Origin of the sequence: Roseovarius sp. THAF8 (assembly GCF_009363735.1) — a bacterium.
Lineage (GTDB): Bacteria > Pseudomonadota > Alphaproteobacteria > Rhodobacterales > Rhodobacteraceae > Roseovarius.
Genome location: NZ_CP045410.1, coordinates 3,643,644 through 3,660,416 on the forward strand (window position 1 = coordinate 3,643,644; position 16,773 = coordinate 3,660,416).

General features: G+C 59.8%; 18 protein-coding genes. 11 read left to right on the forward strand and 7 right to left on the reverse strand.

Annotated elements, in window-relative coordinates:
* Position 1 precedes the first annotated feature (1 nt).
* The 3 genes from urtB to FIU85_RS22085 form a co-directional block, all read right to left on the reverse strand.
* Positions 2–1,957: an urea ABC transporter permease subunit UrtB gene (urtB, locus tag FIU85_RS17755; protein WP_152497841.1), complete on the reverse strand. Its 1,956-nt coding sequence runs from the start codon at positions 1,955–1,957 to the stop codon at positions 2–4.
* Positions 1,958–2,027: 70 nt separating this feature from the next.
* A complete protein-coding gene (urtA, locus tag FIU85_RS17760) occupies positions 2,028–3,302 on the reverse strand; it encodes an urea ABC transporter substrate-binding protein (protein WP_152497842.1) in 1,275 nt (424 codons plus the stop codon).
* A 292-nt stretch (positions 3,303–3,594) separates the two neighbouring features.
* Complete coding sequence (locus FIU85_RS22085; RefSeq protein WP_172978914.1) at positions 3,595–3,837, reverse strand: hypothetical protein; 243 nt, start codon at positions 3,835–3,837, stop codon at positions 3,595–3,597.
* 367 nt (positions 3,838–4,204) lie between these two features.
* On the opposite strand from FIU85_RS22085, the gene FIU85_RS17770 reads away from it, so the two are divergent.
* The 10 genes from FIU85_RS17770 to FIU85_RS17815 all read left to right on the forward strand — a co-directional run bounded on the left by FIU85_RS17770 (position 4,205) and on the right by FIU85_RS17815 (position 11,534).
* The gene (locus tag FIU85_RS17770) at positions 4,205–5,038 is read left to right on the forward strand and encodes an urease accessory protein UreD (protein ID WP_152497843.1); all 834 of its coding nucleotides are present in this window, start codon (positions 4,205–4,207) and stop codon (positions 5,036–5,038) included.
* A gap of 6 nt (positions 5,039–5,044) precedes the next feature.
* Entirely contained in the window at positions 5,045–5,347 is a 303-nt protein-coding gene (locus tag FIU85_RS17775; protein ID WP_152497844.1) for an urease subunit gamma, read from the forward strand.
* Positions 5,348–5,367: 20 nt separating this feature from the next.
* Positions 5,368–5,943 (forward strand): HupE/UreJ family protein, encoded by a 576-nt coding sequence (locus FIU85_RS17780; RefSeq protein WP_152497845.1) that lies wholly within the window; start codon positions 5,368–5,370, stop codon positions 5,941–5,943.
* A 4-nt stretch (positions 5,944–5,947) separates the two neighbouring features.
* Positions 5,948–6,253, forward strand: a complete 306-nt coding sequence (locus FIU85_RS17785) for an urease subunit beta (protein ID WP_152497846.1) — start codon at positions 5,948–5,950, stop codon at positions 6,251–6,253.
* Positions 6,253–6,567, forward strand: a complete 315-nt coding sequence (locus tag FIU85_RS17790; protein WP_152497847.1) for an antifreeze protein — start codon at positions 6,253–6,255, stop codon at positions 6,565–6,567. Before FIU85_RS17785 ends, FIU85_RS17790 begins: the two co-directional genes overlap by 1 nt.
* Before the next feature lie 4 nt (positions 6,568–6,571).
* A complete protein-coding gene (gene ureC, locus FIU85_RS17795; protein ID WP_152497848.1) occupies positions 6,572–8,332 on the forward strand; it encodes an urease subunit alpha in 1,761 nt (586 codons plus the stop codon).
* A gap of 5 nt (positions 8,333–8,337) precedes the next feature.
* Positions 8,338–8,811, forward strand: a complete 474-nt coding sequence (locus FIU85_RS17800) for an urease accessory protein UreE (RefSeq protein ID WP_152497849.1) — start codon at positions 8,338–8,340, stop codon at positions 8,809–8,811.
* Positions 8,801–9,439: an urease accessory protein UreF gene (locus FIU85_RS17805; protein ID WP_152497850.1), complete on the forward strand. Its 639-nt coding sequence runs from the start codon at positions 8,801–8,803 to the stop codon at positions 9,437–9,439. Before FIU85_RS17800 ends, FIU85_RS17805 begins: the two co-directional genes overlap by 11 nt.
* A complete protein-coding gene (ureG, locus tag FIU85_RS17810; protein ID WP_152497851.1) occupies positions 9,436–10,050 on the forward strand; it encodes an urease accessory protein UreG in 615 nt (204 codons plus the stop codon). Before FIU85_RS17805 ends, ureG begins: the two co-directional genes overlap by 4 nt.
* Positions 10,051–10,412: 362 nt before the next feature.
* Entirely contained in the window at positions 10,413–11,534 is a 1,122-nt protein-coding gene (locus FIU85_RS17815) for an AAA family ATPase (protein ID WP_152497852.1), read from the forward strand.
* Here FIU85_RS17815 and FIU85_RS17820 read toward each other — a convergent pair.
* Positions 11,503–11,778: a hypothetical protein gene (locus FIU85_RS17820; protein ID WP_152497853.1), complete on the reverse strand. Its 276-nt coding sequence runs from the start codon at positions 11,776–11,778 to the stop codon at positions 11,503–11,505. The genes FIU85_RS17815 and FIU85_RS17820 overlap by 32 nt on opposite strands.
* A 109-nt stretch (positions 11,779–11,887) precedes the next feature.
* On the opposite strand from FIU85_RS17820, the gene FIU85_RS17825 reads away from it, so the two are divergent.
* Positions 11,888–13,063, forward strand: coding sequence for a MobA/MobL family protein (locus FIU85_RS17825; protein ID WP_172978915.1), 1,176 nt, complete (start codon positions 11,888–11,890; stop codon positions 13,061–13,063).
* On the opposite strand, the gene FIU85_RS17830 is transcribed toward FIU85_RS17825, so the two are convergent.
* The 3 genes from FIU85_RS17830 to FIU85_RS17840 all read right to left on the reverse strand — a co-directional run bounded on the left by FIU85_RS17830 (position 13,023) and on the right by FIU85_RS17840 (position 16,770).
* Complete coding sequence (locus tag FIU85_RS17830) at positions 13,023–14,051, reverse strand: hypothetical protein (RefSeq protein ID WP_172978916.1); 1,029 nt, start codon at positions 14,049–14,051, stop codon at positions 13,023–13,025. The genes FIU85_RS17825 and FIU85_RS17830 overlap by 41 nt on opposite strands.
* An 84-nt stretch (positions 14,052–14,135) precedes the next feature.
* Positions 14,136–15,365, reverse strand: coding sequence for a hypothetical protein (locus FIU85_RS17835; RefSeq protein WP_152497856.1), 1,230 nt, complete (start codon positions 15,363–15,365; stop codon positions 14,136–14,138).
* A 118-nt stretch (positions 15,366–15,483) separates the two neighbouring features.
* Positions 15,484–16,770, reverse strand: coding sequence for a site-specific integrase (locus FIU85_RS17840; protein WP_152497857.1), 1,287 nt, complete (start codon positions 16,768–16,770; stop codon positions 15,484–15,486).
* Between the last annotated feature and the right edge of the window lie 3 nt (positions 16,771–16,773).

Sequence of the window (16,773 nt, forward strand, 5' to 3'; positions counted from 1 at the left end):
GTCAGCTCCCCGCCGCCCGGCCCTTGAGCGCGATGATGCCGCGCGGCCGGAACTGGATGAAGAGGATGATGAAGAGGATCATGTAGGTCTGGGCCGCCAGCGTGTTCGACGGGTTCAGCCATTCGATGCCTTTCTGCAGCGACCCCACGAAGGTCGCCCCCAGAAGCGTGCCCCAGATGTTGCCGACGCCGCCCACCACCACGGTCATGAAGCTTTGCACGATGTAGTCGGCGCCCATCTCGGAGGTGACCTTGGCATATAGCCCGATGGCGACGCCCGCGATACCCGCGATGCCCGAGCCGAAGCCGAAGGTCAGCATGTTGATGCGGTCGGGGTTGATGCCCATCGAGGCGGCCATGCGCGGGTTCTGCGTCACCGCGCGCACCTCGAGGCCCAGGCGGGTGCGGTTCATGACCAGCAGGAACAGCGCGAGGAACACCAGGGCCAGCACGAAGATCGCGATGCGGATATAGCTGATCGACACGATGTCGTTGAACACCAGCGACCCGTCCAGCCAGCCCGGCGCGGTCAGCGGGCGGGCTTGCGTGCCGAAGATGTTCTTGGCGATCTGTTGCAGCGCGATCGAGATGCCGAAGGTCGCCAGCAGGGTTTCCAGCGGGCGGTGATAAAGCCAGCGGATCACCAGCCGTTCCATCGCCACGCCCGCCGCGAATGTCACTGCAAAGGCCAGCGGGATGGCGAGGATCACCGACAGCGTCTGGTCGGGGATGATCTGCTGCACGACGAAGCCGGTATAGGCCCCCATCATGATGAACTCGCCATGGGCCATGTTGATCACCCCCATCACGCCGAAGGTTATGGCAAGGCCGATGGCGGCGAGGAAATAGATCGAGCCGAGCGAGATGGCGTCGAGCGCGAGATCGGCGGCCTGGTTGACGGCGACGCGGGTCTCGATGCCGTTGAGCGTATTCATCGCGGCCAGCGCAACGGCGGGCGGGGCGCCGGTGAAGACCTCGTAGAAGGTGTATCGGTCCAGCGTTTCGTCGATCTCGGCCTCGGTGGCGACGGGGTCGACCGTGCCTTGCTCGGCCAGCCTGGCATAGGCCATGTCGCGGGCGTCTTCGGTGTCGAGCGTGGCAACCTGGATGCCGGCGACAGCCTCTCCGTCGATATTGGCCACGAGTGCCGCGGCCTTGTCGGCGCGGCTGATGCGGGGCTTGGCGAAGCCTTCGGACACCAAGAGGTCATAGGCATTTTCGCGGGGCAAAGCCTCCGATCCCGGCTTCAGCACGCGGGCGATTTCGGGGCCTTCGGGCGCGGTTTCCGCGGCTTCCAGACGGGTCGAGACAAGCGGGTTCAGCGCGCCACGCAGGTCGACGCCAAGATCGCCCTGAAAGCCCTCGATGGCGGCGATGCGCTCTTCTTCGGTTTCGCCGAATCGGATGGTCAGAAGGCGTTCGAGCCGTTCGGCGCGGGCCTTGAGGGTCGGGCTTGTCTCGGCCTTGATCGCCTCGCGCAGGGGCGCGAGGTGCGAGGCTTCGGCGTCACGCTCGATATTGTCGATGGCGGTAAGACGGGTGGCGGCGTCCTCAGAGGTCAGCTGGAACTTGACCAGCGCGGCACCGATCATCTTGCGCACCCCGGAATTGGGCTTGGACTGCTCAAAGTCGTCGTCGGGCAATTCGCCCAGGGCCGTGTCCCCGGCAATATCGAAACCGCGGATCGTGTCGCGGTCGATCTCTTCGGCCCAGATGAAGAGGCCGGTCTCTGTGTTTCGCCACAGTTCCTTGTCCTGCCATTTGCGCAGAACGGTTTGTGCCTCGGGCAGGCCGCTTTCGGCGATGGCGTCGATAGTGGGTGCGACCTTGGTGCGCGATGGCTTTGCCAACTGCCCGGCGTGCTCCTGCAAAAGCTGCTGGATCGGCGCATCGGCCTGCTGTGCCGCGGCGGGCAGGGATGCAACGAGAAGCGTGAGGATCAGCAACAGGCGTGCCATGCACGGGCCTCCGTGGGAAACAGAAAGGGGTGAAGGGCGGCGCAGGGCCGCCCTTCCGGTTCTCAGGGGATCAGTAGTTCGACTTGATCTGCACGCAGGTGTCGGTCTCGGTGTTGTACATACCGCACTCAAGCTCCTGCCAGTCGGACTTCAGCACGGCCGATTCCGGCAGGAAGTCGGTCCAGGCGTCGCCCGGCACTTCCTCGGTCTGGCTGATGATGTCGAACTGGCCGTCTTCCTGGATCTCGCCGATCAAAACCGGCTTGGACAGGTGGTGGTTCGGCAGCATGACCGCCGTGCCGCCGGTCAGGTTCGGGAATTCCTGCCCGTACATGGCGGTGCGGACCGCGTCGACGTCCGTGGTGCCGGCCTGTTCGGCGGCGTTCACCCACATGTTGAAACCGATGTAATGCGCCTCCATCGGGTCGTTGGTCACGCGGTCCTCGCCCATCCGGGCTTTCCACGCCTCGATCCATTCGGCATTGGCGTCCGTGTCGGCCGACTGGAAGTAGTTCCACGCCGCCAGGTGACCGACCAGATTCGAGGTGTCGAGGCCGGAAAGCTCTTCCTCGCCCACCGAGAAGGCGACGACGGGGATGTCATCGGCCGACACGCCCTGGGCTGCCAGTTCCTTGTAGAAGCCCACGTTTGCGTCGCCGTTGATGGTGGAAATCACGCCGACCTGCTTGCCGCCGGCCCCCAGCGCCACCACGTCCGACACGATCTTGGACCAGTCGGAATGACCGAAGGGGGTGTAATTGACGAAAATGTCCTCGTCAGCGACGCCCTTGGATTTCAGGTAGGATTCAAGGATGTTGTTCGTAGTGCGCGGATAGACATAGTCGGTGCCCAGGAGCGCGAAGCTCTCGACGCCCAATTCTTCCAGGAAATAGTCCGTGGCCGGAATGGCCTGCTGGTTGGGTGCGGCACCGGTGTAGAACACGTTCTTGGAGCTTTCCTCGCCCTCGTATTGGACGGGGTAGAACAGCAGGCCATTGAGTTCCTCGATGACCGGCAGGACAGATTTGCGGCTGACGCTCGTCCAGTTGCCGAAGATCACGTCGACCTCGTGCACGGTCAGCAACTCGCGCGCCTTCTCGGCGAAGAGCGGCCAGTCGGAGGCGGGATCGACGACCACGGCTTCGAGTTCGCAGCCCAGAACGCCGCCTTTCTCGTTCTGTTGTTCGATCAGCATCTCCATCGTGTCCTTGAGCGTCGTCTCCGAGATCGCCATCGTGCCCGACAGCGAGTGCAGCACGCCCACCTTGATCGGGCAGTCCTGTGCGAAGGCCGGAGCCGACAGGGCCGTCAGGACCGCTGCTGTGCCTAGAAGTGTCTTAGTCATGGAAAATCCCCTTTGCGTAACGCGCAGGGTTCTTGTGAGCCGAAACCGGATGTCCCATATCTCCCCCACGCAACTTGTTGCGGAGTGCGGTGGTGTTTCAGGATTGCAAGACTGGCACCATCGCACGTTCGAGCGGGCGGCATCCGCCCGTCGGACATATTGGTTTCACAAGATTCTGCGCTGCGGCGACAATTCCGTGGGTTTCACAGGGAAAGCCTTCGGTCGCGGCCTAATTATTCAGCGGTTTTCGGTGTGATCGCCTATTTTTTCTGCGCCGCGATGCTGGTTTCCCTCAACTTTCGAGGAGAAAGCTCTGGCAGTAGCCGATTTCGGCATTCGCCCGCCGGCGCGCCCATCGGGCCCGGTCCGGGTCGCGAGAGAATTGCGCGGTGCTGAGAATCTGGGCGTGCGCGCTCTTGGCCCTGATGCGGTGGTCCAGGAGATGGCTGCGCTGATCGGGGGCGGAGGCGGCGGCGAGAAGTTGCTCGAAACGCGCGCGCCGGGTTTCCAGGATGTCGGCGTCCGGGTCTTGCATCAGCCAGGCATGTTCAAGTTCGGCGGAAAAGCGGCCGGTGCATCCGGCGAAAATCTCTGGCAACGGCGCGGCAAATGACGCCGACCCGACGCAGAGGCAGCCTAGTACGAGGAAAGTTCTCAAACCGCTCATGTCTTGATCATCGCGCCGAAAATCCGGGCAATCAACTCCTGTAAATACGCAGACTCAACCTTCTGAGCCTGTGTGTTCTGCGGGTATCGAATGTGCCTGGAAATGCAGCATAAGCGCAAAAATATGCCACTTTCTTAATCGTCGGGGACAAGGCATCATGTGGAACGACCGCTTGATGTGGAACAGGCGCGCCCCTTGGTGCTGGCTTTGCGCGTTGCGAACTCGGAAAGCTGCCATGCTTCTTGCCCCGGATATCACTGCCCATGCGGACGGTCCGGCCCTGCCGCGGGCCCGAGGGACTTTGCGCGTCGCGTCCAAGCTGCGGGATGGGAAAAGTGCGCTGGACAGGCTGCACAGCGCGGGCTGTGCGCGGGCGCTTTTTCCGCGCCGGACGGACGCGTTAGAGGCGATCGTGGTGAACACCTCGGGCGGTCTGACCGGAGGAGACCGTTTCGATATCGAGGCCACTGCGGGGGCGGGCAGCCGGCTTGTCGTCACGACCCAGGCGGCCGAGCGGGCGTATCGCAGCAATTCGGGCCGGGCGCGGGTGCGGTCGCGACTGCATGTCGAGGTGGGCGCGACGCTGTGTTGGTTGCCTCAGGAACTGTTGGTGTTCGACGGTGCTGCGCTGGACCGGCGGTTGGAGGTCGAGATCGAGGATACGGCGGAGTTCATCATGGCAGAGCCGGTCGCGTTCGGACGCCTGAGCATGGGCGAGACGGTGACGCGGGCGGATTTCCTGGACCGCGTCAGCGTTCATCGTGACAACCGACTGCTTTACGAGGACCGTGTGGCGCTGACCGGCGACATTTCCGCGCGGCTGGGGCAGGCGGCCGTGGCGGCGGGGATGGCCGCGATGGCAAGTGCGCTTTACGTGGGGCGCCGGGCCGAGCGGCTGCTGCCAATGATGCGGGCGCTGCTGCCGGCGACCGGGGGCGCAAGCCTTTTGCGCCCCGATGTGCTGGTGGTGCGGGTGCTGGCGCGCGACGGGTTCGAGTTGCGCCGGACGCTGTGCCCGGTGCTCGAGGCGCTGTCGAACGCGGCCCTGCCAAGATCCTGGAGGCTTTGACCCAAGATGCAACTGACGCCCAGAGAGAAAGACAAGCTGATGGTGGCCATGGCCGCGGAGGTGGCTCGCAAGCGATTGGGACGGGGGGTCAAGCTGAATTACCCCGAGGCGATTGCGCTGATCACCGACGCCGTGGTCGAAGGCGCCCGCGACGGGCGTTCGGTCGCCGACATGATGGAGGCCGGGGCCGGGGTCATCGCCCGGGATGACTGCATGGAGGGCGTGCCCGAGATGATCCACGAAGTGCAGGTCGAAGCCACCTTTCCCGATGGCACCAAGCTTGTCACAGTACATAACCCAATTCGCTGACCCGACAGGAGACCTGACCCATGCGAAGCCTTGCTTTCACCCTCATCCCTGCCGTGCTGGCCGCTGGCCCCGCGTTCGCACACCTTGATCCGGGGGCGCACGGGTCCTTCGCCGCGGGGCTTTCGCACCCGGTGTTCGGCGCGGACCATATCCTTGCCATGGTTGCGGTGGGCCTGTGGGCGGCAAGTCTTGGAGGGCGGGCTTTCGTGGCCTTGCCGGTGGGATTTGTGGGCGCGATGGCGCTGGGGTTCCTGCTGTCGCTGGCTGGTCTGCCGCTGCCGATGGTCGAGCCGATGATCCTGGTGTCCGTCCTTGTCCTCGGCGTGCTGGTTGCCGCGGCGGCGCGGGTGCCGCTGTCGGCGGCGGTCGCGATCACGGCGGCGTTGGGCGTGTTTCACGGTCACGCGCACGGGACCGAGATCGGCGGCGCGGGGGCGCTGGCCTATCTCGCGGGCTTCGTCGCAGCGACGACGGCGTTGCACGCGCTGGGAGCCACCGCAGGCTGGGCGCTGGGCCGTTTCGGCGGGGCGCTGCTGACACGCGGGGCAGGGCTGGCTGTCGCAATCGGCGGCTCTGCCCTCGTCATGGCGGGGTGAGGCGATGATCCCCGGAGAGATTTTTCCCGCCGAGGGTATGCTGGAGCTGAACTCGGACCGGCAGGCGATCACGCTGGAAGTCGCCAATACCGGCGACCGGCCCGTTCAGGTAGGCAGCCATTATCACTTTGCCGAGACCAACCCGGCGCTGGAGTTCGACCGCGAGGCGGCAAGGGGGCACCGTCTGGACATTGCCGCCGGCACCGCCGTGCGGTTCGAGCCGGGCCAGCGCCGCGAGGTGCAGCTGATCCCGATAGGCGGGGGGCGGCGGGTCTACGGTTTCAACGGCGCCGTCATGGGGGATCTGTGATGGCGCGTGTGCTGACGCCGGTCGACCTGTGGTCGAATGCCTTTCAGGCGGCGATGATCGTGGCCGAGGCGCAGGCGGTCATCGCCATGCGCATGTGGGGGCTTGCCGGGATCTGGTCGGTCACCCCGTCCGAGAATTCTCGCATGGTCAGCGAAAAGGCCTTTGCCCTGACGCGCGCCGCGACGGATGCCGGGACGGCCGCGTTGCGTGGTCGCCGGGCGGACCAGGTCGTTGCCGCGGCCATGAAACCGATCCGGCAGAAGACCCGCGCCAATGCCCGCCGCCTGGCCAAGCGTGGATACAGGAAGAGGTAAGCCCATGCCCGCACGCGTCTCACGTTCCGAATACGCCGCCATGTTCGGCCCCACCACGGGCGACAGGCTGCGCCTGGCCGATACCGACCTGATCATAGAGGTCGAAAGCGACCTGACTGCACTGAATGCCGGGGCCGCCGCGACGGGCGGAACCGGCGGCAACGCGGCGCTTTACGGTGAAGAAGTCAAGTTCGGCGGCGGCAAGGTGATCCGCGACGGGATGGGCCAAAGCCAGGTGACGCGCGCGGCAGGGGCGATGGATACGGTCATCACCAACGCGCTGATCCTGGACTATACCGGCATCTACAAGGCGGATGTGGGTCTGAAGGACGGCGCGATTATCAAGATCGGCAAGGCGGGCAACCCCGATACGCAGCCCGGTGTCGATATCGTGATCGGTCCGGGCACCGAGATCATTGCGGGCGAGGGGCGTATCCTGACCGCAGGCGGCTTCGACAGCCATATCCATTTCATCTGCCCGCAACAGATCGAGGATGCGTTGCATTCCGGCCTGACGACGATGCTGGGCGGCGGGACCGGGCCCGCGCATGGTACGCTGGCCACCACCTGCACGCCGGGGCCGTGGCACCTGGGGCGGATGTTGCAGGCCGCCGATGCCTTTCCGATGAACCTGGCCTTTGCCGGCAAGGGCAACGCCTCGCTGCCCGCCGCGCTGGAGGAACAGGTCATGGCCGGCGCCTGCGCGCTGAAGCTGCACGAGGATTGGGGCACGACCCCGGCGGCGATTGATTGCTGCCTGTCGGTCGCCGACGCGATGGACGTGCAGGTGATGATCCACACCGACACGCTGAACGAATCCGGGTTCGTCGAGAACACTGTGGCGGCCATGAAAGGCCGCACGATCCACGCCTTCCACACCGAGGGTGCGGGCGGAGGCCATGCGCCGGACATCATCAAGATCTGCGGGCAGTCCAACGTGCTGCCGTCCTCGACCAACCCGACGCGGCCCTTCACGGTGAACACGCTGGAAGAGCATCTGGACATGCTGATGGTGTGCCACCACTTGGACAAGTCGATCCCCGAGGACATCGCCTTTGCCGAAAGTCGCATCCGGCGCGAGACCATCGCCGCCGAGGACATCCTGCACGACATGGGCGCGTTCAGCATCATCGCCTCGGACAGCCAGGCGATGGGCCGGGTGGGCGAGGTGATCATCCGCACGTGGCAGACCGCCGACAAGATGAAGAAACAGCGCGGTCGGCTGGCCGACGAGACCGGCGAGAACGACAACCTGCGCGTGCGCCGCTATGTCGCCAAGTACACGATCAACCCGGCCATCGCGCATGGCATTTCCGATCACATCGGATCCATCGAGGAAGGCAAGCGCGCCGACCTGGTGCTGTGGAGCCCGGCCTTTTTCGGGGTGAAGCCCGAGATGGTGCTGATCGGCGGCTCGATCGCCTGTGCCCAGATGGGCGACCCCAATGCCTCGATCCCGACGCCGCAGCCGGTCTATACGCGCCCCATGTTCGGGGCCTATGGGCGCGCGCTGCACGCTTCCGCCGTCACCTTCGTATCGGCGGCGGCGCATGACGACGGCATCGGCGATACGCTCGGGATCGCCAAGCAGACCCTGCCGGTGCAAAACACCCGTGGCATCGGCAAAGCAGATCTGAAGCTGAACGATTCCTGCCCCGAGATCGACGTGAACCCCGAAACCTACGAAGTGCGTGCCAACGGCGAGCTGCTGACCTGCGAGCCGGCCAGCGAACTGCCGATGGCGCAGCGCTATTTCCTGTATTGAGTCCCATGACAGACCTCCCGATCGCCCAACACCTCCGCAAGGCCGGAACCTGGACCGGAGACGCCGCGCTGTGCGCGTTGTCATACGAGGATCGTTTTTTCCGACGACGCAAGCTTACCGTGGAAGAAGGGTGGTCGCTTGTGGCCGATTTCGAACATACGATGTCCCTGGACGACGGAGACGCCTTGGAAACCACCGACGGGCGGCTGGTCCGGATCGTCGCGGCCCCGGAGGCGTTGTTGGCAGTATCAGGGTCCGACTTGGCGAGATTGGCCTGGCATATCGGCAACCGGCACACGCCCTGCCAGGTGGAAGCCCACCGGCTCTTGATCCGCGACGATCCGGTGATCGCGCATATGTTGGCCCATCTGGGTGCAACGTTCACCCCGGTCACCGAACCTTTCAAACCCGAGGGCGGTGCCTATGGGCATGGCAGGACCCACAGCCACGAACACGGGGCCACGGCGCATGCACACTGACGCGGGTCTTCTGACACTGGCACAATGGCTGTCCCCGGCCTATCCCATCGGCGCCTTTGCCTGGTCGCATGGGATAGAACAGGCCATCCGGGATGAGCAAATCAGGGATGCCGAGACGCTGCAGGCATGGCTGCGCACCAGCCTGACCGAAGGCGCGGGCCGGACGGACGCGATCTGGTTGCGGCTTGCTGCCGGGGCAGGTGACGTGACCGAGATCGACGCGCAGGCCCGCGCCTTCGCGCCCTCCGCCGAACGCCTGTCCGAGACGGTGCGGCAGGGAATGGCCTTCGTGCACACGACCAATGCCGTCTGGCGGCTTGACCTTCCGGGCCTGACCTTGCCGGTTGCCACGGGGCGGGCGGCGCACCTGATGAACCTCGACATCGACGCCTGCGTGCTGCTCTACCTGCAAACCTTCCTGTCCAACCTTGTCTCCGCGGCCCTTCGCCTGATGCCGCTTGGCCAGACAGACGGGCAGCGCGTCTTGGCGGCGCTTCAGGGGGACCTGCGTCGTGTCGAAGCCGAGACACGGGGTGCAGAGATCGACGATGTCTTCAGCAACGCTTTCCTGTCCGACATCGCGTCGATGCGGCATGAAACTCTCGAACCAAGGCTGTTTCAGTCATGACCAGGATGAACGGACCCTTGCGCATCGGAATCGGCGGGCCGGTCGGCGCCGGCAAGACGACGTTGACCGCCCGTCTGTCGGAGCGATTGAAAGACGCGTACTCGATCGGGGTGATCACCAACGACATCTACACCCAGGAAGATGCCGAAGCGCTGATGCGCATGCAGATCCTGCCCTCGGACAGGATCATCGGAGTCGAGACCGGGGGCTGTCCGCACACTGCGATCCGCGAAGACGCGTCCATAAACCTGGCCGCCGTCGCCGAAATGCGCGAACGTCATCCCGATGTCGAGGTGGTGCTGATCGAGTCGGGCGGTGACAACCTGTCCGCAACGTTCAGCCCGGAACTGGCCGACCTGACGGTCTATGTGATCGACACGGCCGCGGGCGAGGAGATACCGCGCAAGGGCGGCCCGGCGATAACGCGCTCGGACATCCTGGTGATCAACAAGACGGACCTGGCACCGCATGTGGGCGCGTCGCTCGAGGTGATGCGAACCGACGCCGCGCGGGTGCGTCAAGGTCGCCCTTTCATCTTCACGTCGCTCAAGGCAGGCACCGGCGCTGACGAGGTATTGAACGAAATCAAGGCGATGTCCGGTCTCGTTTGAAGGCGGAAAAGGAAACTTCAAATTCAAGCCGTGACGTATGCGTTCTCAGGCATAATGGCGGAGGCTCAGGCTGATAAACTTCTGGCCTAAGTGGCCGAGAGATATCAGTTTTTGGATGCTAACGCAATATTAGCCCACCATTTTGTCCCACACTTTTACAAAGCTTTGAAAAGGTAAATCGCAACGAGAACCACGAGGTTCCGGACGGACGGACACCCCGCCCCTAAGGGGCGGTTGGGGTGTCCGTCCGTCCGGAACTTTTTTGAGATTTTATTTTTGTCCGGTCAGCCTCCGAACAATGTTCTGCTTAGAAAGGAGAGGCGCGGTGCCGATCCTAACCACTCACAATCGACGGACAAACTATGACCACCACGCCCCTCCACCCTCTATCTAACTCTGCGCCAACTATCACCAAAGCCGGTGAGTTTGTGCCGAAGATCAACGTCCCATTTATTGTCAAAGACCTGTTCAAACCAGGGGAAGTTGGGATGATCGCAGGTGCGCCTGGCCTCGGCAAATCGACGATCACTGCTGCAATCGCAGCTCACGCTGCTCAGGGCAGAAACTTCGGCGGGCTTTCCGTCTCGAACGCTGTCGTGATCTACTACGCAGCGGAAGACGCGTATGGAGTTTTGTGCCGCGCACATCCTTATATGCGAGATCCGGCCTGGAACCACGCACCTTTCTATGTCGTGCACGGAGCGCCAAACCTTCTGGATGCCGACGCCCCAGGGAAAATCGCCCGTTTTGTATCTACGAAGCAAGCTGAACACGGCTGTGATCAAGCGCTCGTAATTTTTGACACACTGAATCGTTGTATCGGCGAAGCGGATGAAAACTCGTCAAGCGTAATGGGAACCGTCGTTGGTAATGCAACAAGTATTGCTCAAAGCACGAACTCTTCTGTCGTAATCGTCCACCATACTGGGCACGCAAATCCCGACAGACCACGTGGTTCCTCTGCATTTCACGGCAATGTAGATTGCCTGTGTCTGCTTAGCAAAGCTGCAGAGACGGGATCGGAGAAAGTCGCATTGCTGAATGCGGTGAAGCAGAAAAACGGACAAAAGCTGCCGCCGCTGCCATTTAAGCTTTCTGCGCTGGAGATCGGAACGGACCGAGAAGGCTGCACCGCCACTGTCCCAATGGCGATACCGATGGAACCCAATAGCTTTGCGAGCGATTTGAAGCATGCGAACGACAATGGCAAACCCTCGCGCATCGGACCTGAGAGGCGGAAAGATATCGAGCGTGTTCTGACTGAACTCGCTAAGTCCGATCCAGCCTCATTCTATTCCCCCACCGAAATCGCCGCACGATCCGGTTCCGTCTTCAATGACGTCCGCGGCTCCGACAGCCTACGAAAGGCGGTGAGCCGCGCATTGGAAGCATTGGTTAAGGCCAAAAAGGCAGAGCGAGGACAGAATGGATATCGTTGCGCCCATCCGGTTTCTACCGCAGGTGTGGCAACTGCCGACGAGTAAGGCCCAACATCGACGCATCCTCGGCGTCGCTACCCGAGGGTGCGTTCGAAGTGTCAATCACGCCACTCCTTTTTTCCAGGCGCTCCATTTTCTCTTCGAACAGATCGAGCATCGAAGACGCCAACTCACGACGTTCTTCGAGAGTGGTATCTGAAAAATCATAGTCTGCAAGGCGGAACCTAAAGCAATGCCGAGAGGCATGCGCCAAGACTACATCAAGAGACTTTGCCAGTTTTTCATCCAATGGTTTTGTTCCCTATGTTCCAGTTTTGAAGGCGCACAACGGATAAAATAGTCATTTTATCCCCCCTCAAAAATGGCAAGCAATGGCATTGTTTTCATTCCGACACTCTGTGAAAACTTTCTCTCCGAAGTGTGAGAGTGCGGGCCGCGTTGCCAAGCAAGGTCAGACCTTCGCGCATCTTCGCTACATCACTCGTACTTCGGCAGCCCGAACAGTAATCCGTGAGAGGCTCAATCATTCGACTGATTTACAACAGTCCCAAGTCGCAGAAAGAGAGGCACAAAAACGAAGGGGGCGTGTCTGTGAGAGGTTCATCGTTGCGCTTCCCATCGAGGCATCACTGGAGCAGCGAACGCAACTGGCGCAAGCTTTCGCAGAACAGCTAACAAAAGGAAAAGCCGGATATGTCTTAGCCATCCACGACAAAGCCGGAAACGACCAGCGTAATCCGCATTTCCATCTGGTCGCCTTTGACAAGCACGAGAAGTCTGGAGAACGTGGACGACCGAGAAGCATCATCGGTATGGCAAGAAAGAACGCGGTTGAAACGACTGCGAAGCAGTGGGCCGACATTCACAACAGAAAGATGACCGAATGGGGTTTCGGCATCGAAAGCACGATTACTCACCTGTCATTCCAGGACCGTGGTATCAATCGCGTTCCTGAGATTCACGAAGGCGCTTCATCTCGAGCCATGCTGAAGCGGGGTGCAATGCCCTCCAGTAAAAGAGAGTGGAAGCACATCGACGCTGGAAGAACGCGCGCCGAAGCGAATATCGCAATACGGCAAATCAACCAACTCAATGAGGAGATCGAGAATGAACCAGGTAATCGATTGGGAAGCAAAAATCGAAGAAATAAGGAGTCAGTCAACTGCAGCAGCCCGCCATTCGGAAAGGATTGTCAGCGGGGTCGCGCAATCGCTCTCGGAAATATCGGAACAAAGGAAAGCCCTGTCAGCCTTCGCAAAGAGCCAGGACGAGATCAGCAACCGCCTTGGATCGCTGGAGAGCGCCCAGGAAGCCCGACAAGTGCAAGTAGAGCCTCACTGCGGCGCAAGAGCCAGCGGCTTTCCAGCAATATTTGTGAGCGGCCTTTTGAGCCTTCTGTTCGGCGTCGTCGTGTCAGGCGCGTTTTTTTGGAACTGATCTTCCTGCGCGACACTCTTCGGGCGCGGTTCGCGACGGTTGGTAGGGCCCACCGCAATCTGCCAAATGCCTCATCATTAAAGCGCACTAACCAGATTAAGAAAAAAAGCCGTCTGCTCCAGGCTCCTCGAAGTTGAAAAAACAATCCAGAGCAACAGCGCGCAAGCAGATATTTACCGATGCCAGAGCGGTCAGATAATCAGGGCTTAACAGCTTGAACTGATTGTGAACGACGCTGTTTCGAACCAAATAAAGCAAGCTGTGCCAGGAAGTCCTGTTGCCTCGGTCGACGCCAACTTTATCAAGAAAATCTTTGCACGAATCCGCCAATCGCTCCTGACTTTGCCGATCTCTCAAGTCTGGCAGGCAATGGATATCCAATCTTTGAAGCCGCTTACGCTCTGCACCCAGGTCATTTAGCCTGTCTTTCACGTCCCAGGGCGTTGCATCGCCAGCTGCGACGTGCGGGATACCCCACTCAAAGACTTTGAGAATCATATACTCAAAGAACTGATAATACTGAATAAATTTGCCGATCTCTGAGTTGTCATTATCAGCGGTCTTCAAGAGAAGGCGAAGCCTCGCAAGGTCTTCGGCGTCTTCGATCTTTGGCTTGCTAAGGTTGACGCCGGGGTTGAATTCAAGGTCAGCAACGAAAGCCGGGCCACTTTTATTCTCATCACTTATTTCGACCTGGCATCTACGAAGCATCAGCTCGAGAACGTCTTCACTGACATCATGAGCATCCAAAACTTCCTTGCTGGCAACGAAAATAGAAAGCGAGTCGCTAACAATCTCGTCGAGAGAAACTTGCTCCACCGCTCCTCGGTCAATGGAAAACGACGACTGAAAGCGAGCCAGTCGCTCTAAGGTCAAAAACTTCCTGAATCCGGCATCCGCATATATAAGACCAAATTTTCTATCAAATCCCATCTCATTTCGGAATGAGGTGATTGGAAAAATGTATCCGAACGTATTTCGATCAGGCCCAATACGAAGTTCCGAGATTTGTGCCGCAGACGTAAACGCCGTATAGCACGGAGCAACTATGAAGCGATCCAACTGGTATTGTTCGTCTGGTCGCAGCTGGTGTTCGATGGTTAAAGCTTCAACATCATCAATCAATAGATGTGCACACCCGAAATCGTGCTCAATCCTTACATTAGAGGCGTCTGGCTCGGCCGTAGGTATTCCGAACAACACCATCTCTTAAGCGTGCAAAAGCTCGTAGTTTTCTTGTGCCTTTAGCCAGCAGGCCGATAAATCGAAGCGACAATCACTTTCAGGTTGGAAAAGAGCGCGAAACACCAACTGAAAATAAATGCGCTGAGCGTCGCCGATCCTTTTCGCTTTCTTGGCGATTTGGTCCAGGATTATGAGCATCTCGTTTAGTGCTCCTTCGACTTCACCGCCGAAACTAAGCTGATCAACCATATCGTTGAGTTCGTCGAGATTTTCGATGCTTCCTGTTTTCAGCATCCGTTTGCACTCTGCACCGAAGCCAGTCATCGGCTGTGTCCGCGAGAGGGTGGACGTCAGGTTAGGCGCGAACGGTCTTGTTGGCCCTCCTTCGTCCTCAGTTGGTGCGCGCCATTCCCCAGCAAGACCACCAGCCTTCGTTATCAGTTTGCTGTAGAGCAGCAGTAAGGCGCGCATGTCATCGCGATCAGCGGCGTCGGAAAAATCTTCCAGGAAATCAAGCTCGCGCAGCTCGGATACAAGAGCCTGACGATTGAACGGCATCGGCGATCCTGTCGTGTATGCATAAAACATATCGATCACGTCGGAGAACTTGTACTTTCTTTCGCCTCGAGCACGAGCATCATCCGTCTCTTTCAGAACGGTTATTCCCTCAGGTAAATCTTTGTTGTCAATGTAGTCATAATAGAGGATTTCGAGTTGATGCCTGAAGGTCATTGGCGTTTGGCCAGTATTTAGCGTTAGCATTCTATAAAGAATGCCTGGCTTTGATAGGCCCGCGTAAAACTCAACTCGGATCTTGTTTTTCAAGAAACCTTGATACTCTGCTTCGCCAATGTGATCTGGATAGTCGTCTTCGATACCCTTCATCGTAAGAGAGCGTTGGAGACCGTCCAGGATTATCACATCGTTATCGCCGACGGCTTTCTTAACCACTTCTTTGATTTTGTCCCAAGCCTTTTCATCGTCCTCATTCTTACTGACCCTCTCAATCATTGGGCGCAACTCCGCTTCGTGCTGCTCCGTGATGCCCAGGATGATTGGCGGGATAACGCAACCTTTTATCAAGTCAGCTCTGAGAAGGTCGTATGTTTTGCCGGAAGAACTTACCTTCTTTCTTTGGTAGGGATTGTTATCGAGGATATTCGGAAGAAACTCCAGATATTCTCCGATAGTCATTTCAGCGCCGATGTTGACGCCGCTTATTTTCCCATCCGAAAGCGTCGAGTAAAATTTCATCGCATCCTCTTTCAGCGTATCAACGACGCGTGAACGCCAATCTTAACCACAGTTGCCACAGGAGGATTTCCAAGTCCATCTTTGCTGGCGCATCGGCCTGGCAATCCGTGATCGCCAACTAATCATCTTCTGCAAACATTTGAATCGTTCGACGATTCACTTCAGACGTTCGCTTTACCGGGTCTGCATAGAGCTCTAACTCTCCCATTGCCCACATCCCCCACAACTCAAGCAGCTTGTGGCGTTCGTGAACGAGCTTTGCGCGATTGTAGGCTTGGACTGTTTTGGACCCGATCGCGTGGGCCAGAACCATCTCAGCTACATCATCCGGGGCGATGGCGTCCTCACGCGCCCATGTTCGGAACGCCGCCCGCATTCCGTGAACAGTGACTCCCGGCACGTGGCTTTGAAGCAGCTTACGCATCGTGTTTTCCGAAATCGGTTTTTTGGGGTTGCTCGGCGAGGGGAAAATGAGCGGGCTTGCATTCGTCCGGTGCTCGCGCGCAGTCAACAGCACTTCACGCGCGTGCTTCGTCATCGGCACAACGAACTCATTCCCGGTTTTCATAAGCCTGCCGGGGATCGTCCACTCTGTGAGCGCTTCATCGAAATGACCCCATTCCGCAAAACGGACTGATCCCGACCGTAGGGCTGTCAGGATTGTGAAGCGCAGCGCAAGAGCACCGACCACCTGTGAAGAAGCCAGCTTCTTCATCAACTCGGGAAGGTCGTGATAGTCCATAGCCGCGAAATGCTCAGGCTTTTGTCGTTGAGGACGCATAGAGCCGAGTATCCCCGTTGCTGGGTTGCCAGTCGTGCGATATCCCCGGCCACAGGCGAAGTCGAATACCGCCGAGATACGTTGCAGCACCCGGCGCGCGGTCTCCGGCTTAGATGTCCAGATGGGGTCAAGGACCACTTCTATATCGTCCTGGTGTATTTCGGAAACGGCCAGATTGCCCAGGGCCGGGAAGGCGTATGTTTCGAGCGTACGAATCCACTGAGCAATATGCTTGCCGTTGTTGGCGTTGTCCTTGAATTTCCTTTCGTGAACTTGCCGGGCAAGCTCCTCGAATGTCGTCGCCTTGCCCTCATCCTCACGCGTCCGCACTTTCGGATTGCCGCCGCTTCGGGCGATCCGGCGAAGTTCGAATGCTTTTTCTCGTGCTTCAGCAAGCGACACCAGGCTTGCAGACCCAAGTCCAAAATCCCGGCGGCGTCCGCGAACGACCGTCCGGAGTATCCATCGCCGTGCACCGGACGGATCAACTTTCAGGTAAAGGCCGCCCCCATCGGCGTGCCGGCCAGGGCCGGCCTTCCGGACAAAGGCTGCGTTGAGCTTCTTCTCGACGTGCGGCCCGGACTTCACGCGCCGCTCTGACTCAGGAAAGGAAAAACCGTCCATGTC